The organism is Pseudomonas sp. NPDC087626, assembly GCF_044743405.1.
Classification (GTDB): domain Bacteria; phylum Pseudomonadota; class Gammaproteobacteria; order Pseudomonadales; family Pseudomonadaceae; genus Aquipseudomonas.
Genome location: NZ_JBIUWJ010000027.1, coordinates 28,967 through 48,490, shown reverse-complemented (window position 1 = coordinate 48,490; position 19,524 = coordinate 28,967). Strand labels below are relative to the sequence as shown.

Annotated in this window: 17 protein-coding genes and 1 other RNA gene (1 of these 18 running past the window's edge); 10 read left to right on the top strand and 8 right to left on the bottom strand. The window is 53.3% G+C overall.

The window, feature by feature from the left end:
- Nucleotides 1-153: a transfer-messenger RNA gene (gene ssrA, locus ACIOVD_RS20650) on the top strand (it extends 252 nt beyond the left edge of the window).
- Nucleotides 154-339: 186 nt separating this feature from the next.
- Nucleotides 340-1,596: an integrase domain-containing protein gene (locus ACIOVD_RS20645; protein ID WP_330215583.1), complete on the top strand. Its 1,257-nt coding sequence runs from the start codon at nucleotides 340-342 to the stop codon at nucleotides 1,594-1,596.
- A gap of 166 nt (nucleotides 1,597-1,762) precedes the next feature.
- Here the strand turns inward: ACIOVD_RS20645 and ACIOVD_RS20640 are convergent, their stop codons facing one another.
- The 5 genes from ACIOVD_RS20640 to ACIOVD_RS20620 form a co-directional block, all read right to left on the bottom strand.
- Entirely contained in the window at nucleotides 1,763-2,032 is a 270-nt protein-coding gene (locus ACIOVD_RS20640; protein ID WP_330215584.1) for a hypothetical protein, read from the bottom strand.
- Complete coding sequence (locus ACIOVD_RS20635; RefSeq protein WP_330215585.1) at nucleotides 2,029-3,009, bottom strand: integrase domain-containing protein; 981 nt, start codon at nucleotides 3,007-3,009, stop codon at nucleotides 2,029-2,031. Before ACIOVD_RS20635 ends, ACIOVD_RS20640 begins: the two co-directional genes overlap by 4 nt.
- Nucleotides 3,002-3,346, bottom strand: a complete 345-nt coding sequence (locus ACIOVD_RS20630) for a hypothetical protein (protein WP_330215586.1) — start codon at nucleotides 3,344-3,346, stop codon at nucleotides 3,002-3,004. Before ACIOVD_RS20630 ends, ACIOVD_RS20635 begins: the two co-directional genes overlap by 8 nt.
- Nucleotides 3,339-4,739: a YfjI family protein gene (locus ACIOVD_RS20625; RefSeq protein ID WP_330215587.1), complete on the bottom strand. Its 1,401-nt coding sequence runs from the start codon at nucleotides 4,737-4,739 to the stop codon at nucleotides 3,339-3,341. Before ACIOVD_RS20625 ends, ACIOVD_RS20630 begins: the two co-directional genes overlap by 8 nt.
- A gap of 1,995 nt (nucleotides 4,740-6,734) precedes the next feature.
- The gene (locus ACIOVD_RS20620; protein ID WP_401129961.1) at nucleotides 6,735-7,493 is read right to left on the bottom strand and encodes an SDR family oxidoreductase; all 759 of its coding nucleotides are present in this window, start codon (nucleotides 7,491-7,493) and stop codon (nucleotides 6,735-6,737) included.
- Between ACIOVD_RS20620 and ACIOVD_RS20615 the strand changes: the two genes are divergently transcribed.
- On the top strand, nucleotides 7,449-7,754 hold the full coding sequence (locus ACIOVD_RS20615; RefSeq protein WP_401129989.1) for a hypothetical protein: 306 nt from the start codon (nucleotides 7,449-7,451) through the stop codon (nucleotides 7,752-7,754). The genes ACIOVD_RS20620 and ACIOVD_RS20615 overlap by 45 nt on opposite strands.
- A gap of 52 nt (nucleotides 7,755-7,806) precedes the next feature.
- Here ACIOVD_RS20615 and ACIOVD_RS20610 read toward each other — a convergent pair whose 3' ends face one another.
- Nucleotides 7,807-8,862, bottom strand: coding sequence for an aromatic ring-hydroxylating dioxygenase subunit alpha (locus ACIOVD_RS20610; protein ID WP_330215590.1), 1,056 nt, complete (start codon nucleotides 8,860-8,862; stop codon nucleotides 7,807-7,809).
- A gap of 129 nt (nucleotides 8,863-8,991) precedes the next feature.
- The gene (locus ACIOVD_RS20605) at nucleotides 8,992-9,939 is read right to left on the bottom strand and encodes a PDR/VanB family oxidoreductase (protein WP_330215591.1); all 948 of its coding nucleotides are present in this window, start codon (nucleotides 9,937-9,939) and stop codon (nucleotides 8,992-8,994) included.
- A gap of 489 nt (nucleotides 9,940-10,428) precedes the next feature.
- Between ACIOVD_RS20605 and ACIOVD_RS20600 the strand changes: the two genes are divergently transcribed.
- The 7 genes from ACIOVD_RS20600 (at nucleotide 10,429) to ACIOVD_RS20570 (ending at nucleotide 17,985) form a co-directional block, all read left to right on the top strand.
- On the top strand, nucleotides 10,429-11,412 hold the full coding sequence (locus ACIOVD_RS20600; protein ID WP_330215592.1) for a glyoxalase: 984 nt from the start codon (nucleotides 10,429-10,431) through the stop codon (nucleotides 11,410-11,412).
- A 64-nt stretch (nucleotides 11,413-11,476) separates the two neighbouring features.
- Nucleotides 11,477-12,610 (top strand): FAD-dependent oxidoreductase, encoded by a 1,134-nt coding sequence (locus tag ACIOVD_RS20595; RefSeq protein WP_330215593.1) that lies wholly within the window; start codon nucleotides 11,477-11,479, stop codon nucleotides 12,608-12,610.
- Nucleotides 12,611-12,647: 37 nt separating this feature from the next.
- Nucleotides 12,648-13,577, top strand: coding sequence for a 3-keto-5-aminohexanoate cleavage protein (locus ACIOVD_RS20590; RefSeq protein WP_330215594.1), 930 nt, complete (start codon nucleotides 12,648-12,650; stop codon nucleotides 13,575-13,577).
- A 10-nt stretch (nucleotides 13,578-13,587) separates the two neighbouring features.
- Entirely contained in the window at nucleotides 13,588-14,760 is a 1,173-nt protein-coding gene (locus ACIOVD_RS20585; protein WP_330215595.1) for a prolyl oligopeptidase family serine peptidase, read from the top strand.
- Complete coding sequence (locus ACIOVD_RS20580) at nucleotides 14,757-15,782, top strand: SMP-30/gluconolactonase/LRE family protein (RefSeq protein ID WP_330215596.1); 1,026 nt, start codon at nucleotides 14,757-14,759, stop codon at nucleotides 15,780-15,782. The genes ACIOVD_RS20585 and ACIOVD_RS20580 overlap by 4 nt, the downstream gene beginning before the upstream one ends.
- 191 nt (nucleotides 15,783-15,973) lie before the next feature.
- Complete coding sequence (locus tag ACIOVD_RS20575; RefSeq protein WP_330215597.1) at nucleotides 15,974-16,885, top strand: transporter; 912 nt, start codon at nucleotides 15,974-15,976, stop codon at nucleotides 16,883-16,885.
- Between the two features lie 173 nt (nucleotides 16,886-17,058).
- The gene (locus ACIOVD_RS20570) at nucleotides 17,059-17,985 is read left to right on the top strand and encodes a LysR family transcriptional regulator (protein WP_401129956.1); all 927 of its coding nucleotides are present in this window, start codon (nucleotides 17,059-17,061) and stop codon (nucleotides 17,983-17,985) included.
- Nucleotides 17,986-18,315: 330 nt separating this feature from the next.
- Here ACIOVD_RS20570 and ACIOVD_RS20565 read toward each other — a convergent pair whose 3' ends face one another.
- On the bottom strand, nucleotides 18,316-19,407 hold the full coding sequence (locus ACIOVD_RS20565; protein ID WP_401129954.1) for an HNH endonuclease: 1,092 nt from the start codon (nucleotides 19,405-19,407) through the stop codon (nucleotides 18,316-18,318).
- Nucleotides 19,408-19,524 lie beyond the last annotated feature (117 nt).

Here is a 19,524-nt window from a genome sequence, read left to right as displayed (position 1 = left end):
ACGTTGTGGACGAATCGGCTAAAACTTACACAACACGCCCAAACCACCCTGCCCTTCGGGTCGCTGAGTGTTAAATTAATAGAAACGGCTACGCATGTAGTACCGACAGCGGAGTACTGGCGGACGGGGGTTCAAATCCCCCCGGCTCCACCACTTCATCATCTAAAGACGTCCACGGACGTCTTTTTTTGTGCCTGAAATCCAGTAAATACGGGAATTTCAGCGCTTATGGGGGCTTTGCAGGTTTTCTGAGTTCCAGGCGCTTTGGTATCCCAGGTGGTATCCCGGACTGCCAAATGCTATTTTCAGGATACCAAAACGGTGCTGGAGGTAGCCCCCATGCCTACTAACGCAACCCGCCTCTCCGATCGCCAGCTCAAGGCAGTCAAGGCAACTGGTAAAGACTTCGTCCTCAGCGACGGCGATGGCTTACAGCTTCGAGTACGCGCGAGCGGCTCAATGATGTGGAATTTCAATTACCGCGAGCCCCTGACCAGAAGCCGTATCAATATGGCGCTTGGTCCATACCCCGACCTTTCGCTAGCCAACGCCCGAAAGAAAGCCGCAGAGGCGCGTGAGCTGCTCGCTTTAGGCACTGATCCCAAAACCCAGCGTGATGAGGTAAGGCAAGCCAAACTTGCTGAGCGTGAACACACTTTCGAGAAGGTGGCCACGGCCTGGTTCGAGTTGAAGAAAGACTCCGTAACCAAAGCCTACGCCGAAGACATTTGGAGATCGCTGACGCTTCATGTTTTCCCAAGCATGAAAACAACGCCGCTCTCTCAAATCACTGCTCCGATGGTTATCAAGATTCTTCGTCCAATCGAGGCCAAAGGGAGCCTCGAAACCGTGAAACGATTGAGCCAACGACTCAACGAGATCATGACCTACGGGGTCAACTCCGGGCTGATATTCGCGAACCCCCTCAATGGAATTCGGGCGGTGTTCAAGAGACCCAAGAAAGAGAACATGGCTGCGCTACCACCTGAGGAGCTTCCCGAGCTCATGATGGAAATCGCGAACGCCAGCATCAAGCGCACGACCCGCTGCCTGATCGAATGGCAACTGCACACGATGACCCGCCCTGCCGAAGCAGCCACCACACGATGGGCAGATATCGACTTCGACAAGCGCATTTGGACCATTCCGCCAGAGCGCATGAAAAAGCGTCGGCCGCACACAATCCCTCTTACCGATCAGGCACTTTCGTTACTGGAGACGCTCAAGCAACTCAGCGGTAACAGAGAGTACGTGTTCCCCTCAGATAGAAATCCCCGCACCCATGCCAATAGCCAGACCGCCAATATGGCGTTGAAGCGCATGGGCTTTCAGGACCGTCTAGTCAGCCACGGCTTGCGCTCGATGGCGAGCACCATCCTGAATGAGCATGGCTGGGATCCGGAGCTGATCGAGGTCGCACTGGCGCATGTAGACAAGGACGAAGTTCGTAGCGCCTACAACCGGACGGATTACATCGAACGCCGGCGTCCGATGATGGCTTGGTGGAGTGAACATATCCAGAAGGCGGCAACCGGCAGCCTGTCGGCATCGGCCATCAATCAAACCAGAGATCGCAACGTCGTACCGATTCGCTGAACCTCCAAAAGGTACGCGCCACCGGCTACGACCCGTGTCGTGTAGCAGAGCGAAAGGAGTGACGACAGTTGCCAGATCTCTGGTATGCCAGCGCTTTTTCAGCCAAGCCCCTGAGTATGGGAAGGCTCCGCATTCCCATACTCAGGGGCTCACGCTTAAAGGTCTATCAGGCAACCACGACTTTTGCCTTTCTACGGCGGATCAACCCTGCTGTTAACTCATAGTAGTAGATGGTAGCTGGAGCTGAGCATCGCAAATAGTGCTCCAGAAACCATCTCACGTGCTTTTCTCTCCAGGACCAGGGAGTCGCGCAACCCCAGCGCTCACGAATCACCTCGTGCATCCTTTCTGCTTGCCTGATGTGCCGCTGCTGCGTGGCATGTGCACCTTTGAGCACGGGACGCAAAAACAACGCTATGTCGAACTCGACCGTCATCGCCGACCTCCGATGTAGGCACTCACCACATCGATGCGGTTATGTCCCAGTTCGTGGCTGATCTGCTGTCGTGCACGCTGATCAAGCTCCCGATCTTCTCGATGAACACGACCGCCATTGACGGGTGCAGGGAAGCCCGTCAGTTGTTCATAGCGCTCACAGGCGTAAGCTGCCCGCAGTTCATGGAAGCCTTTCAAACCTCGTTCATGCAGGAGGTCGCGTGCCGGCCGCACGACCTTTTGTATGAAGTCTTTGTAGCTTTCATCGGGCGCCAACAAATTTCTACTGCCACTGGGTGACGCCTCGCAAGCTATATCCAGGGCGCCGCGGACTTGATCCGTGACCGTAATCCAGCGTGGTGCGGACGCGCCGGATCGGCCGCCCTTAGTGCCGTCTTGGATATTGATCTTCCCCAGTCGCTGAGCCTCTCGTTGCAGTCGGGGCAGATCGGCCAGGATCGCTTCGCGCAGTCGCATACCGGTCTCCCGGGCAAGGAGCACAATGGCACTCACCCTCTCCTGCTGACGTTCTGACAGCACTTGCGCAATCAGCCTGACCTGCACACGGTCTTGGCCTTGTGGAGGTTCACTACGAACGCCTGAGCGCTGCAAGCCCAGCGCCTTGCTTGGACTCGGGATTTTGACGTACTGATCACCGCGCAGCGCAGCCATTGTTCGGTTCACGCTGGACAGTCGGTTCTGCGCGGTGGCAATGCCGACGTTGCCCTGATCAACCTGCTCCCGCACGTGGACGGCGTACCGCATGAGGATCTCGCGGTCTATCTGGCGCGCGTCGTTGACCCTCGGTCCTTCATCGGATCGACACCAATGCACGAATGCCTGCCAGCGATCGCTATGGGCTTTGACGGTAGCAAAATGGCCGTCGCCAAACAGATCTTTCAAGGCTTGCGGTCCGGCATAGCTGAGCTGGCGACCAAAGCCGAAATTGCGCCCCGCTCGCTTACCGACCCTAGCCATTTTTCTGTTCCTGATCGACTGCCGCGATATCTTGCAAAAGGGCTCGCCAGTGCGCACTTACAATCGCGAACTGAGCCCAATCAGTCGGGCGAAAACACAGCGTGTTGTCGGTGACGTAAAGATGCGCACCCTCCTCTTTCAACCATTGAATAATGGCTGTCGTCGAGGTGATAGTTTTATGGGTGGTGGCGACACTGGCGACAGCGGCGACAACCCTTGTCCTGCCTAGGTTTGAGCGTGGCGACAAAGTGGCGACAGTAGCGACGACAAATCGCGCTTTGGGCTCCTTTTGACGCTGAGCCAGATGGTTACGCAGCGCTTCATCAAGATTAAACATGGCGCACCTCGAAGGTGTGGCCATCGGTGATCAACCACTGATGATCAATCAACTCGACCAGCAGCTTGGCGGCATAACGACTGCTCTTGCGGGCAAAGCGGGGACCGTTGCGATTCAATTCACGAATACTGAAACGCTTCCAATCTTTGACCTGTAGCCATCGCAGCAGGCGGTCCGCCTCCTCTTTTACTCGACACACTGGCTCCTGCTCAGTCAGGCGCTGGATCTCGGTGAGGTAGTAGCCGACTAGAGCCGAGGCCCGTTGGATATGGTCGACCTCCACGACGCTGCTCTCCTCCACAACTGCAAGAATGCCGGCGACGCGCAGGAGGTTATCGGCGGCCTTTGATCCGCTGGGCCGTACGCTGGCCAGCTCGCCAAACTCCCCTAGCTGAGCTTCGATAGCATCATGCAAATCAATCCAGCGACGACGTGCCAGCGGACTGAGGCTCAGCTCTGACAGCTGCAAGGCTCCGTCAGCGGATAGTAACCAAGGCTGATAAAACAGAGCCGAAAGGCGGTGATGATAGCGCTTGAGGGCGGCGTCTTTAGACAAGTCGACAGCCTGGTAGTTACGCTGCCCGGCTAGACTGGTGGGCCAGGTCATCAAGCAGCGCCCTAGAATGCCTTGCCCCTGCAGCAATGGGTCACTGATTAACTGCATGGCTAGATACGGTTGCAGCATCAGGTGCAGGCTTAAGCGTCGATCGTAAGCTCGCAAGCTTTCACCCGCCATAGACCGCGCGCGATCTATCGGACTGCCGTCCCAGAGTGACGACAAGGTCGTGACCGCTTTCAAACGGTTGTCCCGACTCATGGTGCTGCTGCCAAGGAATTGTCCGCCCTCGTCACAGAACAGCCCCATGCTCGGCAAGTCATGGCAGAGCCCCTTGACCAGGGCCTCGATCGTCGGGTCTGTGGTGATCAACCGAGGGGCCGAAGGCTCCGCCTCGAGCGGTACGCTGTTTTTGGGAGAGGGATCGGCAGGCTTGATACGCTGCGCCTGCCGCTGTGCGGCATGGTACAGGGCGAGTTGTTCGCGGTAGCGCTTCCACTGTTCACGCTCCCATTGCCGTGCCGGCAGCAATGCACATCGGTCTGCCGCGGTCTTGCGATCACCGGACGCAGCCACCGTGATCAGGTACAGCGACAGGGGATAATTTCTCCCGTCGAGCTGTAAGCCCGCATGACCTTGAGTGGCCAGCGCCGAGGTAGCCAACACTGATTGCGCGGCCAATGCCTGGGGCACGCCGATGACCTCGGCCATTCGCTCTACCGCAGGCCCAAGAATCCCACCCAGTGCCTGCACCGGATAAGGCGGGGCCACGGGATTCGACTCAATCAGCGGTCGAGGTGGTCGTGGCAGTTCAAGCTTCGGATCTAACTGCTGCATGGGCCCTCTCCTCGTTCATAGTTGGTTGTCCTCACGTAGTCCCGCCACGGCTGTTGAGTGTTATCAGGGATCAAGGCCCCTGCGGCCTGTGAGGTGTTCACTGACGTGGAACGAACGGCTCCTTACGACCGGGAGCAAGGGCATGACCCCATGAATCTGGCCTCCTTAGACGCATCCGAAGATGCGGGCGGGTGGAGGCTGTGCCGACTGACGAGTTCGGCACCTGGAGATCCTGAGTGAGAGAAGGCAACAACATCGACACCTGGGGCATGCCTGACTGTCAGTCAGGTGCAGCCTTTCCATAGGCTGCGGCACCGGTGCCTGTGTCGTTGCGGATGGCGACGAATCGGATTTTTCAGGCCGATTGTCACGAGGAGAGTTGCGGCAATGCCTTGTACGACGTGGCTTGCAGCAGTGGTATGAGCGCCCGTCTCTTTCCAGGAGAAAGAGACGGGCATGGATTGGCGCAGCGAATGCGTCGAGAGGTGAGGTTGCTGCAGCGCAGCGAGGAAGGTCCATCGTCTGCCGCAATGGACAGACAAGTCGAGTAGGCATCCATCACTCTAGAGGAGTGACCGTGCGAGCCGCCGGACGCTAATCGCACTTGGGGAAGAACCACCAACAAGTGGCGTAGCCTTGAAGGTTCTGACTACCTGGGCTGGTGCTGTCAACGACAGCGGTCCATGCGCCAATTTTTATACTCACTCGAAAAGACGGTCAAGCGGCACGGCCAAAGTGCTCAAAAAGTGGCGACTGTCGCCACTTTTGTCGCCACGCTGCAGAGCACGTCCGACAAGGGTTGTCGCCGCTGTCGCCGCTGTCGCCACCTCTCTAGCCCTAGCCCTACGACAAACTCGGCTCTGCCGCTGAATTGCATTGCGCTCGTTAGATATCGTGGGCAATCACTTGGGTAAAAGAAGGCGTGGCCCTAAAAACTTGAAATGGGAGGGCGGAACCAGGTGGCTTCGAGAAAAAGCGAGTGAACCGTCCGATCGGCGCGATCAAAGATCGCTGGATCGGAGGGTTTGGCGGCAAAAGCAAAGTCTCAAATGTCAATTAAAGACTCAGTCATCAAAGCCGGTCGATTGGGAAGGCACCGCCTCACGCCGCATGAGCAGCGTTTGCTGCAATCGAAGCAGAAAACCTGCTTCAAATGCTTCTTGGGGATCACCTGGACGATGGCGTTTTCGGTTCTAAGACAGCGCCCACCATAACGGTAATGATGAGCCTTCAAGCCAAGTCTCTGCGCAACGAACCCCCTCCTTTATTACCGGAGCGAACTCATCGCCCCACGGGGGGCTGGATCGCAGGTGAGCCTTCAGCGGATGGGACAGAGACATACTCATGGATCTGTTGATGAACGCTTGAGCTGGGATGCCAATCAAACTCCGGAACGCCTTGTCGTACAACACAGCGGCGTCATCCAACAGATCTACTGCCAACTCAACGTCTTGCGGAAAATGAAGCAGAATACTCTGAGCTCCATTAAATCGAAGAGTGGCAGCCTGCCGTAGTTTAATCGCGGCACCTTCAGGGCTAAGCGATTCAGTGTCGATAGTATTGGGTTGGGGGAGGCCGATTAGAAGCGACAGGTCAAACATCGCGGAATCCTCCGAGATAGTTCGCAGCGTGAACTATACGGCCGGGGTGGCGCACGAGCTTAAAAGGTGGGCATGCCATTCTCCTTATCTCCTCGGACAAGTAAAACTGCCAACAACCGTTGTCACGCGTTTGGGTGACAAACAGCGTCCGAGGGTACCGGCCAGGCGTAAGCCTGCCCCGCACGATCCGCCATAGAAAAGCAGCAGCTAAGCCTGTGTAAGCACTTCGGATTCCAGTGCCTCTAGAGCTTAAGGTGCCGTTGGACATTGATATATTGCAGGAAGCAGCGTCATCGCTGATGCCGAACCTCATCAACTGCGACGATGATTTCTTAGAAATGCAATCGACTGTGGGAACAGCTAGCCTACTCCCACTTTCGTTCTGCATTGGCTCCTACATGCGCATCCCGCCATCCATCTCCAGAATCCTACCGGTGTAGTAGTCGTTCTCGAAAATGTAAGCCGCCGAATGAGCAATTTCATCCGGCTTGCCCATGCGCTTCAGTGGGATTCCCGACGTCATTTTCTCTAGAGCGTCCGGCTTCATGCCTAGGGTCATCTCGGTTTCGATAAAGCCCGGCGCAATACCCGCCACTCGAATGCCGAAGCGCGCCAGTTCCTTGGCCCAGGTTACGGTCGCTGCGGCGACACCGGCCTTGGCGGCGGAGTAGTTGGTCTGGCCGACGTTGCCGGCACGGGAAATCGACGAGATATTGATGATTGCACCGCTGCTTTTCAGCTCGATCATTTTTGCCGCGACTTCCCGGGTGCACAGGAATACTCCGGTCAGGTTGACATCGATAACCGCCTGCCACTGGGCCAGACTCATCTTGGTCATTTCGCCATCCTTCACCTTGAGCAGCAATCCATCGCGCAGGATGCCGGCATTGTTGATCAAGCCATGGATCGCGCCGAAGTCTTCGGCCACCTGAGTGACCATGTCCGTCACTTGCTCTTCATTGGCGACGTTGCACAGATAAGCTCGAGCCTCGACACCTTTTGCCGCGCAAGCAGCGACAGCGTCGTCGAGCTTTTCCTTGTTGAGGTCGACAAGCGCCAGTTTCGCCCCCTTGTCGGCCAGATACTCGGCCATTGAGCGGCCCAATCCTTGGCAACCCCCGGTGATAATGATGACTTTGTCGTTGAGTTGCATTCGCATGCCCCGATAGCAGGTCAAAGTGAAGGATTTTTAGAGAATCTCTATATGCACCCACTGCACCCGGCTGCACAGGAGAACTACCACATGGAAAAGCGGATACTTTTCACGCACGCTGATCCGTCTTTCGACAGGTTCTGTTCACAGCGCCATAAATTGGATTTAAAAATGGTCTACAACGACCGAGTGCGTCGCCAAGGGATCCTTGGAGTGCTGGAAAAAACACTCCAAGGCGATACCTTTTTTCCGTCTGGCTGATCACTCCGCTATTACTGCGGCTGGAGTTCGACGTTAGGTATCGCAATCCTTGCTATACATTGACTGCCGGAATATTCGCCGCAGACTCTTCCAAGATCAGCTTGTCCAACGCACGGCGCGCGCGAACTGCCGCCGCATCCCCGGGCAACAGGACTGGCTTCAGCGACCAGAAATCTGCTTCGCCCATGTTGACTTGTTGCGCCTCGAGCATTGGTAGATCTTCTTTGCTGAACGGTTCGGTCAGCCCGTCTAGTTGTGCTTGTGCAAACACCTGTCCTTCTTCTCCCATTTCCAAGGGGGCTTGAGTGGAATACCAGTAGTGCGTAGTAGAGTCTGTCTCAGGTGTAAAAAACTGAGGGAAATATGACTCCCGACCCTCTGCTCGCGGTTGCCCCGTGGGCGTTGCGCCGACAAAAATCAGCATGTTAGCCGGTGCATTCCACCGCACATCGATCCAACGATCAACGACCGTGCCGTGCTTAACCCCCAGCGCTGTATAGACAAAATCAGGCAATATTTCCGCAGATGTCTGGCGAAAAGACCAGATGGTATTACCTTCCTCTTCGACACTGGTCGCCGCCTTGCTCACGCTTTCACTGCCGAGCGAACCTGGATGTAAGAACTCGATATGTGACAGATCCAGAATGTTATCCGACTCCAGGACATAGTTAGCTTGGGCGTACAAGTAACCCTTAGCAACAGCATAGCGGGATGGATCTTGACAGCTAAAATCAGGAATCAAGGCCTCGTCAGCTTTCGCTATATCGCCCATCCAAATCCAAATCATGCTGTATTTTTCGACGACCGGGTATCGTTTAACAACGGCGGCTCGAGGGATTTTACCGTCCCCGTGCGGATTGTGAGTACACCCACCAGTGCCATCGAATTTGAGTCCATGGTAAGCGCACTGTACTTCTGATCCGCTTAACTTACCTTTGGATAGTGGAACGAATCGATGCGGGCAGCGATCATAGATCGCCTGGATTTGACCGGTCTCGTCACGAAAAAAAAGAATTGGTTCATTCAAGAGCGTCCTGGTAAATAGCGCCCCTGAATTAATCTCAGTATTCCATGCTGCGACGTACCATGTATTTCTCAAATAATTCATATCCACTGTCCTTTTATATTTGTTAGTAGGAGCAGGCCATATCATGTGCTCAAGATACATTCCAAGCCAGCACAGGTGGCCTTATGACGCATGCAGCAGTTAAGCTCACAGGCTACAACCTGATAAATCTTAGAGATCTAAAACCAAAACTGGGCTTTTCGACCTAGAACAACAGGGAGTGAACTGATTGTTTTTCGCACGCTCTTCTTTTGTCAAAAACATATCTCTGTGATCGGGCTCGCCTTCAAGTACGCGGGTTAAGCACGTCCCGCAGACGCCCTGTTCGCACGAAAGAGGAATATTGATCCCTGCCTCAAGAAGCACCTCAGCCACTGTACTTTCCGCAGGTACAACGAAAGATTGACCGCTGCTGGCGAGGCGTATTTCGAATGTATTAGCTTGCGAAGGTTTTTGAAGGGGAGCCGCAAAGTATTCACGATGAAGACTTTCCTCTGGCCACCCGAGCGCCCTTGCCTCACTTAATACAAATTCTAGAAACCCCGTAGGCCCGCAGACATATAAATGATCTCCCACAACATAACGGCCTAATACTGACTTGGAGTTGAGTTTTTCACCTTCGTCGTCGTAATAGCACGTAACCGCCTCTGCAAAATCAGACGCCTGGATCCGATCTACGAATGCAGCTCGGGATCGCGAACGACTACAATAGTGCATCTCAAATGAAGACCCTAGCTTGTTTAACCGTTGCGCCATGCACAGAATAGGAGTGACGCCAATTCCGCCCGCAAAGAGCAAGGAGCGTTTAGCGTCAGGTGTGAGAGGAAATAAATTTCGGGGCTCGCTTATGATTACGCGCGTGCCCTCATGAAGGAGCTCGTGCATCGCGCGCGAACCTCCTCGAGAAGATGGATCCAGCAAGACAGCGATCTCATATTGAAGCGTGTCCTCTGGACTGCTGTGTATCGAATACTGCCTAACCAGGCCGTTAGGTAGCTGCACATCTATGTGCGCTCCAGCAGAAAATTCAGGTAGAGATGCTCCATCCGCTCGGATTAGGTGGAAGGAGAATATGTCATCAGCTGCAAGAATTTTTTTTGTGACGATAGCTTCAATCATGATCTTACAACCTCGTAACATTTCTTGTTTTTTTAGCCTACAAACATACATAGGTGAGCCGCCCCATACGTTCGCTCAGCTCTCGAATGGGCGCACCTCACTGAGCTGCAGTGGGTCGGAGTCAGTGGTGGATGTGCAACACGCGACGTCGATCCCAGCACGAACTCCTAGGCGACCACTCTGCCCGCTGCCCATGCTCTGCACGAGTTCATCTCATGAACCATAGGCGTCCGTTGAACAAACTTTTCATTTCCCGCCTCTCCTCCATGATTGGTTTCACAAAAACGCACCTCGATGAGGGCTAATAAAAGTTGGAGGATTCCATGTTCATTTATTCCGCACGTTCCGTCTCGTTTACCCTCCCGCCCCCCGTGGACGTCACGTCCAAAAGTTGGCCTGTCGGCGATTTTGCCTCGCTCTAGAGCTCATCCTTTTTCGACTCCGAAAAGGGCAGCACCCGGTTCACTAGACTAATGCTGAGGATTAAGCATGGCAATTGTTGGAATTGAATCTCTTGTTTACGGCGTTGATGACGTCGCTCTTTGCACGCAGTATTTGAAAGATTTTGGGCTATCGCTGAAGCAAGGCGATACAACAGAGTCAGTATTTGAGCTCAAAGAAGGCTCAAAGGTGGTAGTTAGACTAATGGATGACTATCGGATGCCCAATACGAGCCAAGTCGGCATCGGAGTTCGAGAAGTTATCTGGGGAGTTGATTCTGAATTAGCTCTTGATGTGCTGATCCAGAACCTGAAGCAGGATCGGGAGGTGCTCATCAGTGAAGATGGTGTAGCTCGTTTCCTTACAGATGGCGGACTCGCCTTTGGCCTTAGGCTCTTTACAAAAAAACCTGTAGTGAGCGCCCCGCCTCTTACCAACGCACCTGGATATGTTCAGCGCCTCAACACGCCCCGCCCTTGGCGCACGCATGCAGCTCCCAAAACTATTAATCATGTAGTTTTCGCGATGCCCAACTTTCTCCAAGAGACCGCTTTTTTTCAAGAGCGTCTTGGATTCAAGTTATCTGATTATCAGCACGACGTAGGCGTCTACCTGCGCGCAGACGGCACCAACAACCATCATTCATTGCTCGCAATAAATGCCTCTGGGCCTCTGCCTGGCATGGATGGAAAACTGCGCTTCCATCACGCTAACTTTGGGGTGTCTGACATTGATGAGTTGATGGTGGGGGTTAATAACATGGAACGCGCCGGGTGGCCTAAGTCGCATTTTGGACTTGGACGGCATCGCGTCGACTCTGCACTGTTCTATTACTTGCCGTGCCCCGCAGGCGGGGAAATCGAGTACGGGACAGACTCCGACTATGTTGACGACACTTGGGTGCCCCGAGAATGGCCAGTTCCACTTTTCGCTTATTCCCACTGGGTACAAGAAATCCCACCGTTCCTGGCGCAAGCACCAGAGTGGGATGTTCGTTACCTCACCGATGGGAAGATTCCGACGGCTCAGTAATTAGCTTCAGTAAATAATATTAGTTTCAGCAAACAATAATTCCAAAATATTGCAGGTGGCTAAAGTGGCAATTCGCAAGGTCTTGATTATTGGAGGTGGCATCGGAGGTCTAACCGCCGCTATCGCACTTCATCGAAAAGGGATTGAAGCCGATGTAATCGAGCGCGATCCAAGTTGGTCTGTTTACGGTGTCGGAATAATTCAACCTTCGAATGTTCTGCGTGCTCTATGCGATATCGGATTGGGCGATGCTTGCGTGCGAGATGGCCGTGGCTTTAAGGGATGGCGTTTCTGCGACGCCCAAGGCAATCAACTAGGTGAAGGTTGTGGGCATAACGTGCTCGGTTCCGATTACCCCCCAATCAACGGAATCCGTCGACCGGCACTGCATAACATTTTGACTGAGACCACCCTGGGGCAAGGAACCTCGGTTCGTTTGGGTGTCACGCTCTCCTCCTGGAAAGAAGATGCTGATGGTATCGATGCCGTATTCAGTGACGGTACTGAAGGGCGATACGACCTCATCGTCGGTGCGGACGGTGCCTTTTCGCAGCTGCGCCATCAGCTGTTCGGCGATGTTGTAAAGCCGCACTTCACAGGCCAAGGCGTGTGGCGCCATAACTTTGAGCGTCCTCGTGATCTGGACTGGGGAATGATTTTCTTTGGGGCTAAGAGCAAAGCCGGTCTTGTGCCACTTTCAGAAACGCTCATGTACCTATTCGTTGCCACGCCAGAACCAGGTAATCCAAGGCATCCAACAGATCAGTTGCATACCCTTCTTAAGGAGAGGCTCTCTGAATACGGCGGAATTGTGAAGCAGTTGAGCGAACAGATTGTGGACGCGAAGGATGTGGTCTATCGGCCAATGGAAGTGGTCATGCTCCCAGAACCTTGGCACAAGGGTCGAGTCGTCCTAATTGGTGATTCTGCTCACTCGAGTACCCCGCACCTTGCGGAGGGTGCAGGGATGGCCATCGAGGATTCAGTCCTACTCGCTGAGATGTTAGCCGCTAACACTGGCAGCCTAGGATCGGCATTAACTTCGTTCGAACAGCGCCGGATGCCCAGAGCAAAGCTCGTTTACGACGTAAGTGTACGGTTGGGTGAATGGGAAATGGCTCAGTGGGAAGGAAGGCCTCACGGTGATGCCGGTGCGTTAATGAACAGTACCTATACCACGTTGATGCAACCCATCTAACTGCGCAATTAGTTAACACTAATATTGGATAACGACAATGAGCAAGGTCATTATTACGTGTGCGATCACCGGTTCGGCTCACGTGCCGAGTATGTCTCGCTATCTACCTCTAACTCCTGACGACATTGCTGCCCAAGCGATTGAAGCTGCTGAAGCGGGCGCAGCAATCTTGCATCTGCACGCTCGTGACCCTCGAGATGGCCGGCCCACCTCAGCCCCTGAAGTCTTTGACCAGTTTGTGCCTCGCATAGCGCAGGCAACTGATGCAGTGATAAACATAACTACAGGTGGAAGTGTGCACATGTCGCTTGAAGAGCGACTTGCCTATGCTTTGCAGATCAAGCCGGAATTATGTTCCCTGAACATGGGGTCAATGAACTTCTCGCTTCATCCACTTGCGCGAAAGATCACGGACTATCGTTTCGAGTGGGAGAAACCCTATCTAGAGGCTTTCGAAGATACGATCTTCCGGAATACGTTCAAAGATATAAAAAACATTATGTTGAAGTTGGGTGAGGAATGCGGCACCCGGTTTGAATTCGAATGCTACGACATTGGCCACCTATACAGTCTCGCGTTTTTCGTTGAGGAAGGTCTCATTAAACCTCCGCTCTTCATCCAGTCAATTTATGGCGTACTCGGGGGCATGGGCCCTGACCCGGAAAATCTTTCGATGATGCGCACTACAGCTGACAGGTTATTCGGACGTGCGAATTATCAATTTTCAGTCCTTGGGGCAGGACGGCATCAGATGCCTCTTGCTGCCGTGTCAGCAGTCATGGGCGGTAATGTTCGCGTAGGTCTCGAAGACAGCGTGTATTTGGCCAAAGGCGAACTTGCAGTCAGCAATGCAGACCAGGTGCGCAAAGTACGCCGCATCCTTGATGAACTGTCTCTTGAGGTGGCAACACCCGACGAAGCACGGACGATTCTCAACCTGAAAGGCCGCGCCGCAGTCAATTTGTGAGGAACAGAAAATGATCGAATATTTCCCAACTAATTATGTATGGAACCTGTCCGTTAACCTTGCGTTAGCGACAGGTGGAAATTACGGTGAAATAGACGACGTTTGTCGTCCATTGGTTGAGCCGTCCCAACGTTCGGACGATAGTGGCGCCGAGGCTTTCTTCCACGCCTGGAGTAGCCTCGGTGATCGCCTGTACTCACTAGCAGAGGCTGACCTGGCTGCTGGGCGAAAACTTAGCGCCGGTGCGAAATTGGAGCGTGCTGCAGTTTATTACATGACTGCCGAGCGAGTGACACACCCGACTTTCGAGCCACGAAAGCCTGTCTACAAAAAGGGGCTGGCATGCTTTGTACAGCACACTGAGCTGTCCGAGGCCAACTGCCGGCGGGTAGATATTCCCTACAACGGTACCACGCTTGCCGGGCTGTTTGTGGCGGCAAAGGGTGGCAATGCGAAGGCACCCTGTATTGTTCTAGCCAACGGCCTGGATAGTTTCAAAGAGATGATCTATGGCAGTGGTATTCAAAGCGCACTCGCTGATCGCGGCATTTCAAGCATTTCTGTGGATCAACCGGGTACCGGAGAGGCCTTGCGCTTGAACAGCTTGACTGCCCTGATTGAGTCCGAAGTTTGGGCCGGTGCGGTGATCGACTATCTGGAACAGCGCGACGACGTGGACAGCGACAACATAGGCATGTGCGCCTGGTCGCTGGGCGGTTACTACGCACCGCGTGCGGTGGCAATGGAGAAACGATTCAAGCTATGTGTCGCTTGGGGCGCGAACTTCAATTGGGGTGAATTGCAGAAACGTCGCCTTGCTCGTGAGGGTGACATTCCTGTTCCACATTACTGGGATCATGTCCAGTGGGTATGGGGTACAAATGACGTCAGCGAATTCATCTCCTTTGCTGAGGGCATTACCTTGGCCCCAGTCATCGATAAGATTACGGTGCCCTTCCTGATCACTCATGGTGATGCTGATCGTCAGATTCCCCGCGAATATGCTCATCAGCAATATGATGGAGCGGTTAACAGCCCCAAGCGTGAGCTTAAATTTTTCACCCGTGATGAAGGGGGAATTGAACATGTAAGCGCAGACAACATGACGAATGTCCGCGACTTTATTGCCGACTGGATTGCTGAAACCTTCGCGGAGCTGGGTGTGAGCGGAGTTAGGACGTGAGCGCGCTCAAGAATCCACTGCAGGGTTGGATACTCGACAGATCGGACATCAGTTACGTTGGACACGATCTATGTCGCCCCGAATGCATTCTCGCCGAGCGTGACGGCACACTGTGGAGTGCGGACGCTCGGGGAGGTGTAATGCGCATCGGGCCCGACGGCGCCCAGCATTTGATCGTTCAGCACCAAAGTGCTCACTTCGACCTAGCCGCTGACGCTCGTTCTAGTCTTCTTACTGGAACGTTGCCCAACGGGCTCGCTTTCGCTAGGAACGGGGATTTTCTAATCGCCAATTTTGGGACTGACGCATTGGAGGTCATGACTCGAGATGGGCGTTCGCGATTGCTGCATGACAGTATTGACGGACGCCCAATTGGAAAAGTCAACTACGTGCTTAGAGACTCCAAAGATCGGATTTGGCTGACGATCTCCACTCGTACTAACCCTTGGAGCGACGCGATTCGCAATGATCTCGCAGATGGATACATTGCGTTAATAGATGACCGTGGATTGCGGATCGTTGCTGAAGGTTTTGCCTTTACCAACGAAATTCGCCTTGATGCGAATGAAGAGTATCTCTACGTCGCCGAGACTACCGCAAATCACGTCTCCCGGTTGAAAGTTGGAGCTGACGGAGAGCTTTCGGGTCGGGAGGTATTTGGCCCGAGTAATCTGGGACAAGGTGTCATTGACGGTATTGCTTTCGACTCACACGGGAATCTATGGGGAGCAATGTGCTTCTCCGACAGAATAATTGCAATTACTCCGGAAGGTGAACTAACGACTATCTTCGATGACGGTAAAGGGCCTGCGCTCGATAAATTTGAGCGCGAGTTTCACTCGGGAAAAGCTGTCTCCTTTGAAACTTTGGCTGCGTGCGGCGGAATCGTTTCTCCTTGGATGGCAAGTATCACATTCGGAGGCCCCGATCTAAAAACCGTTTACGTCGGCAGTCTGAAGGGCACGACCATACCTAGTTTTCAATCACCCGTAGCAGGCTTACCAATGATTCATTGGCGCTGATATGACCTAATGCACTGTATAGGTGTGGAATGCTGCGGCACTAGATGGAGCATTTAATTAAGTGCCCCATCTGCGGCAATCTTGACACGCACCCGTCCTCAGGTGTTAGACGGCCCTGAGCTCGCTTAATTGCTTGTAAACACAAATACAACCTCACACAAACATCAAAAATAAAAATAAAGGTGATTCCTATGGTTAAGCCAATTTTACCGTTTTGCTTTCCTGTAGCTTGTACGCTCATGATGCTTAGTCAAAATTTCGCATCCGCAACCGAAAATGGCCAGCAGCGATACCCGATAGGAATTAACACGGTTCTAAACGGGATTATGCCGGAGCCTGGGAAGACACAGTTCTATAACTATAGCCTCTACTACTCCGCTGATAAATTGGCGGATAAGAATGGCAACGAAGCACTCCCAAAATTCAGTGCAGACGTAGTCGTTGACGCCATGCGAGTGGTGCATACGTGGGATGTTGATGCGGGGCCATTTCAGTTGGCATCCGGATTAGTGGTTCCGCTGATCTACAATAAGGTCGAGCTTCCATTTGGTAGAGATTCAACCAGTGGCGTGGGCGACATAGTCCTTTCCGGTTTATACCTTGGTTACCGAAATATAGATGCAAGTTTTTACTCGTTCTTAGCGCTGGATTTTACTCTTCCAACTGGCAGATATTCCGATGAGCGCATCGCTAATGTTGGAGCAAATACATATGGATTTGCACCGAGTTTAAATGCGACTTGGTTTCCGACACCGAAAACAGAGCTTTCTGCCACTGTAGGGTACGAAATCAACTCTCCAAACCATGATACAAATTACCATTCAGGTAACATCGCTTTTGCAGAATGGATTGTAGGTTACTCAGTTTTACCGAACCTACAGCTTGGCGTGCAGGGCTACGCCTTGCAGCAGATCACTGATGACAAATCAGGATCAGTAGAGATTGATGACGGCTACCGTGGTAAGGCCTTCGCGATTGGCCCACAGGTTCGATACAATTTCACTGCCAATTCAGGGATCGCTGTCAAATGGCAACATGAATTCGATGTACGCAATCGACCTGAGGGCGACCGGCTTTGGGTTCAGTTTTCGTTTCCTTTATAGGAGCTCAGGGCCAATAAAGCACGCTACAGGCAAGCTGAATTGGCCCTGGCTGCCCTGCCTGCAGATCGCCTATACCGTCATGTTTTTGACAGGCGCGCTTTGAAGATCTCTTGCGTTACGTCCAGGTTGAAGTAAATTCAGGGAATAAACTGTCCTGAGGTCTGCTCCGTCAAATGCGCCTGAATAAATTCGATTTGAACAATATCGTCTGCCTTGACGCGTTGTTGGCTGAGAAAAGCATTACGCGTGCAGCTGATCGACTATTTTTAAGCCGCCCTGCAATGAGCAACGCATTAGCGCGTCTTCGTGAATATTTCAATGACGAGATTCTGACGCAGGTTGGGAAAACGATGGTTTTGACACCGTTTGCTCAATCGTTACAAGTCCCTGTACGAGATCTGCTTTTACGGATGCAGGCTATAACATCTGCGTCGCCCTCCAACATTGACCTTGCCACCGTTGATCGCCGTCTTTCAGTCACCTGCTCCGACTACGTTGCGTCGATATTCATCCCGCTGGTTCTCGCGCATATATACAAGCGTGCACCAGGTATCGCGTTCGATATCCGTCCATTTTCGGGTCGTTTTTTAGAGGAAATCGAAAGCGGAGAGGTTGATTTTCTGATCACATCCGACACTGTGATCAGCGATGAGCATCCCTCGGAGAGACTCTTCACTGACACTTTTTCTTGCGTCATCTGGGATGAAAATAAGAAATTTGGTGACTCTATTAGATTGGAGGAATATCTAGGCTTGGGCCATGTGGTGGCCCAATGGGGATTGGGACGTGTGAAGGCTTTAGACGAGCAGTTCCTGAGAGAACATAACCTGAACCGACGCATCGAGACCTGGGTTTCAACCTTCACACAAATACCTCAGTGTGTTGTTGGTACAGACCGGGTTGGCACATTGCCTACCCGATTAGCACGTTGGGCAGCCCAACGCTGGCCGCTTCGTATCTTCGAATGTCCAGTCCCTATCCCTCCCCTTGTCGAAATGATGCAGTGGCACGCATATCAGCAGTCGGATCCAGTTCAAACTTGGGTTCGAGAGCAATTCAGGCATATAGGTAGCGTGCTTACCACTCAGGATGGTAATTGATATCGTCCTTTTGAATTGCGATCAAGATAGGCTATCGGGTGTGGCAGATTGTGGTTGCGGGTCAAACGCTTTGGCCAGTTCGACTGCAAGCTACGGGCCATGGCATTGCTATCTCGGGAGGTAGTCCAATTGGTATTCCAGTTAACATTCGTTACGAATATTTATGAAAATAATCAAAAGCATAAGAGACCGATTCAGATTACCCCGGCCCACCAACTCAACAAAAAAGACGTCCATGGACGTCTTTTTTTGTGCCTGGAATTCCGTAAGCACGGGGGGTTATGCCTAGGGCGGCGTCAGTCGCCAAATTAGCTTGGCACTACGAATCAATCAGCCTTCAATTACTTCCAACCGTTGCTTCAGCCGCTCATTCACCAATGCCCCGTGCACCCCAGAGTGGATCTCACGATGACAACTCGGGCACACAGCCCCCACAAAACGTGGGTGATCTAACCCGCCATCCGAGAGCCGGTTTACATGATGTGGCTCTAAGTAGGGCGTGCCGTCCTTTTTTATGAATGGCGCCGGCTTCTCACAGCTTTCGCACTCCCCTTGGGCGCGCATCAGAACATAGTGGGCGACCTTTCGGCTTCGTTGGTAAATCTTACGTGGCGCGGACTGGCCTACTTCATCACTACCGGGCTTACATGCAGCCAGCGCAGCCAATCGAGCGGCGGCCAGAGAGTCGGGAAGGTCAGCCTCATCCTCCACTTCGGCCTGCATGGTCCCACTAGAAATACCCGAAGGCACCAACCGAAAAACAAGCGCAGCACGATCCTGTCCGTCCACATCCGGCTGGGTTCTCGTAAACATGTCGGCGCATGAAAACTCGCCCATGTAGGCGTAGCCATTCCCTTTACCGAGAGACTTGAACAAGTACAGCGCGCGGCCGTCCACAGCATGCTCAGCAATGGCCCGATTGCCGCGGGTCAAGGTCATCGGCCCGCGTTGCCCCTCCCCCGTGTAAAAGTAAGCGCCCCCTTCCCAGTGGTCGGCATACCCATATTGCTCGCCGCTTTCACCTGTAAACAAAAAAATCGCGGGGTGGGTAGCGGACGCCGCAATGCCGCTCTGCTGGCTTCCGCCGAACAGTCCGTTGATCTCAGTTTTGCGGTCGTATACAGCTTCCGGCGTGAACTGTAACTCTGGCTCACCCTCCCCTCGCGGTAGCTCCACAATCGTGAAGCCTCGCTTCTCTAGGAAGCTGTTGGTCGGACGACCACCGGAGAACTCTCCTACAGCAATGCCGGTAGCCAGGGAGACTATTTTCTTCGCAGGATACAGCTCACCGCCGACGTTAACGGCATAACGGTGGGCCAGATTATTTTCCCAGCCCTGCCACTCGCTCTTACTTCGGTATTCACGGTCAAATTCCAGCAAAGCTTTGCCTATTCGTTCCTTCGAAACCGCTTTTATCGCCACGAGTCACGCCCTTTGTCGCCGTAGGTTGTAGGAAAACTCCTATCGTCGCCAAAGTGCACCAGGGTTTCAACACGTAACAGGGCGAACAGCCATTATCTTTGGGGGCTGATGCTCGAT

Bases quoted from the DNA above. Each gene is read 5' to 3' on its own strand.
- ACIOVD_RS20645 (WP_330215583.1), top strand. From the start codon at position 340: ATGCCTACTAACGCAACCCGCCTCTCCGATCGCCAGCTCAAGGCAGTC.
- ACIOVD_RS20610 (WP_330215590.1), bottom strand. From the start codon at position 8,862: ATGAATTATTTGAGAAATACATGGTACGTCGCAGCATGGAATACTGAG.
- ACIOVD_RS20575 (WP_330215597.1), top strand. From the start codon at position 15,974: ATGGTTAAGCCAATTTTACCGTTTTGCTTTCCTGTAGCTTGTACGCTC.
- ACIOVD_RS20635 (WP_330215585.1), bottom strand. From the start codon at position 3,009: ATGGCTAGGGTCGGTAAGCGAGCGGGGCGCAATTTCGGCTTTGGTCGC.
- ACIOVD_RS20620 (WP_401129961.1), bottom strand. From the start codon at position 7,493: ATGCAACTCAACGACAAAGTCATCATTATCACCGGGGGTTGCCAAGGA.
- ACIOVD_RS20585 (WP_330215595.1), top strand. From the start codon at position 13,588: ATGATCGAATATTTCCCAACTAATTATGTATGGAACCTGTCCGTTAAC.
- ACIOVD_RS20570 (WP_401129956.1), top strand. From the start codon at position 17,059: ATGCGCCTGAATAAATTCGATTTGAACAATATCGTCTGCCTTGACGCG.
- ACIOVD_RS20625 (WP_330215587.1), bottom strand. From the start codon at position 4,739: ATGCAGCAGTTAGATCCGAAGCTTGAACTGCCACGACCACCTCGACCG.
- ACIOVD_RS20590 (WP_330215594.1), top strand. From the start codon at position 12,648: ATGAGCAAGGTCATTATTACGTGTGCGATCACCGGTTCGGCTCACGTG.
- ACIOVD_RS20600 (WP_330215592.1), top strand. From the start codon at position 10,429: ATGGCAATTGTTGGAATTGAATCTCTTGTTTACGGCGTTGATGACGTC.
- ACIOVD_RS20630 (WP_330215586.1), bottom strand. From the start codon at position 3,346: ATGTTTAATCTTGATGAAGCGCTGCGTAACCATCTGGCTCAGCGTCAA.
- ACIOVD_RS20640 (WP_330215584.1), bottom strand. From the start codon at position 2,032: ATGACGGTCGAGTTCGACATAGCGTTGTTTTTGCGTCCCGTGCTCAAA.
- ACIOVD_RS20605 (WP_330215591.1), bottom strand. From the start codon at position 9,939: ATGATTGAAGCTATCGTCACAAAAAAAATTCTTGCAGCTGATGACATA.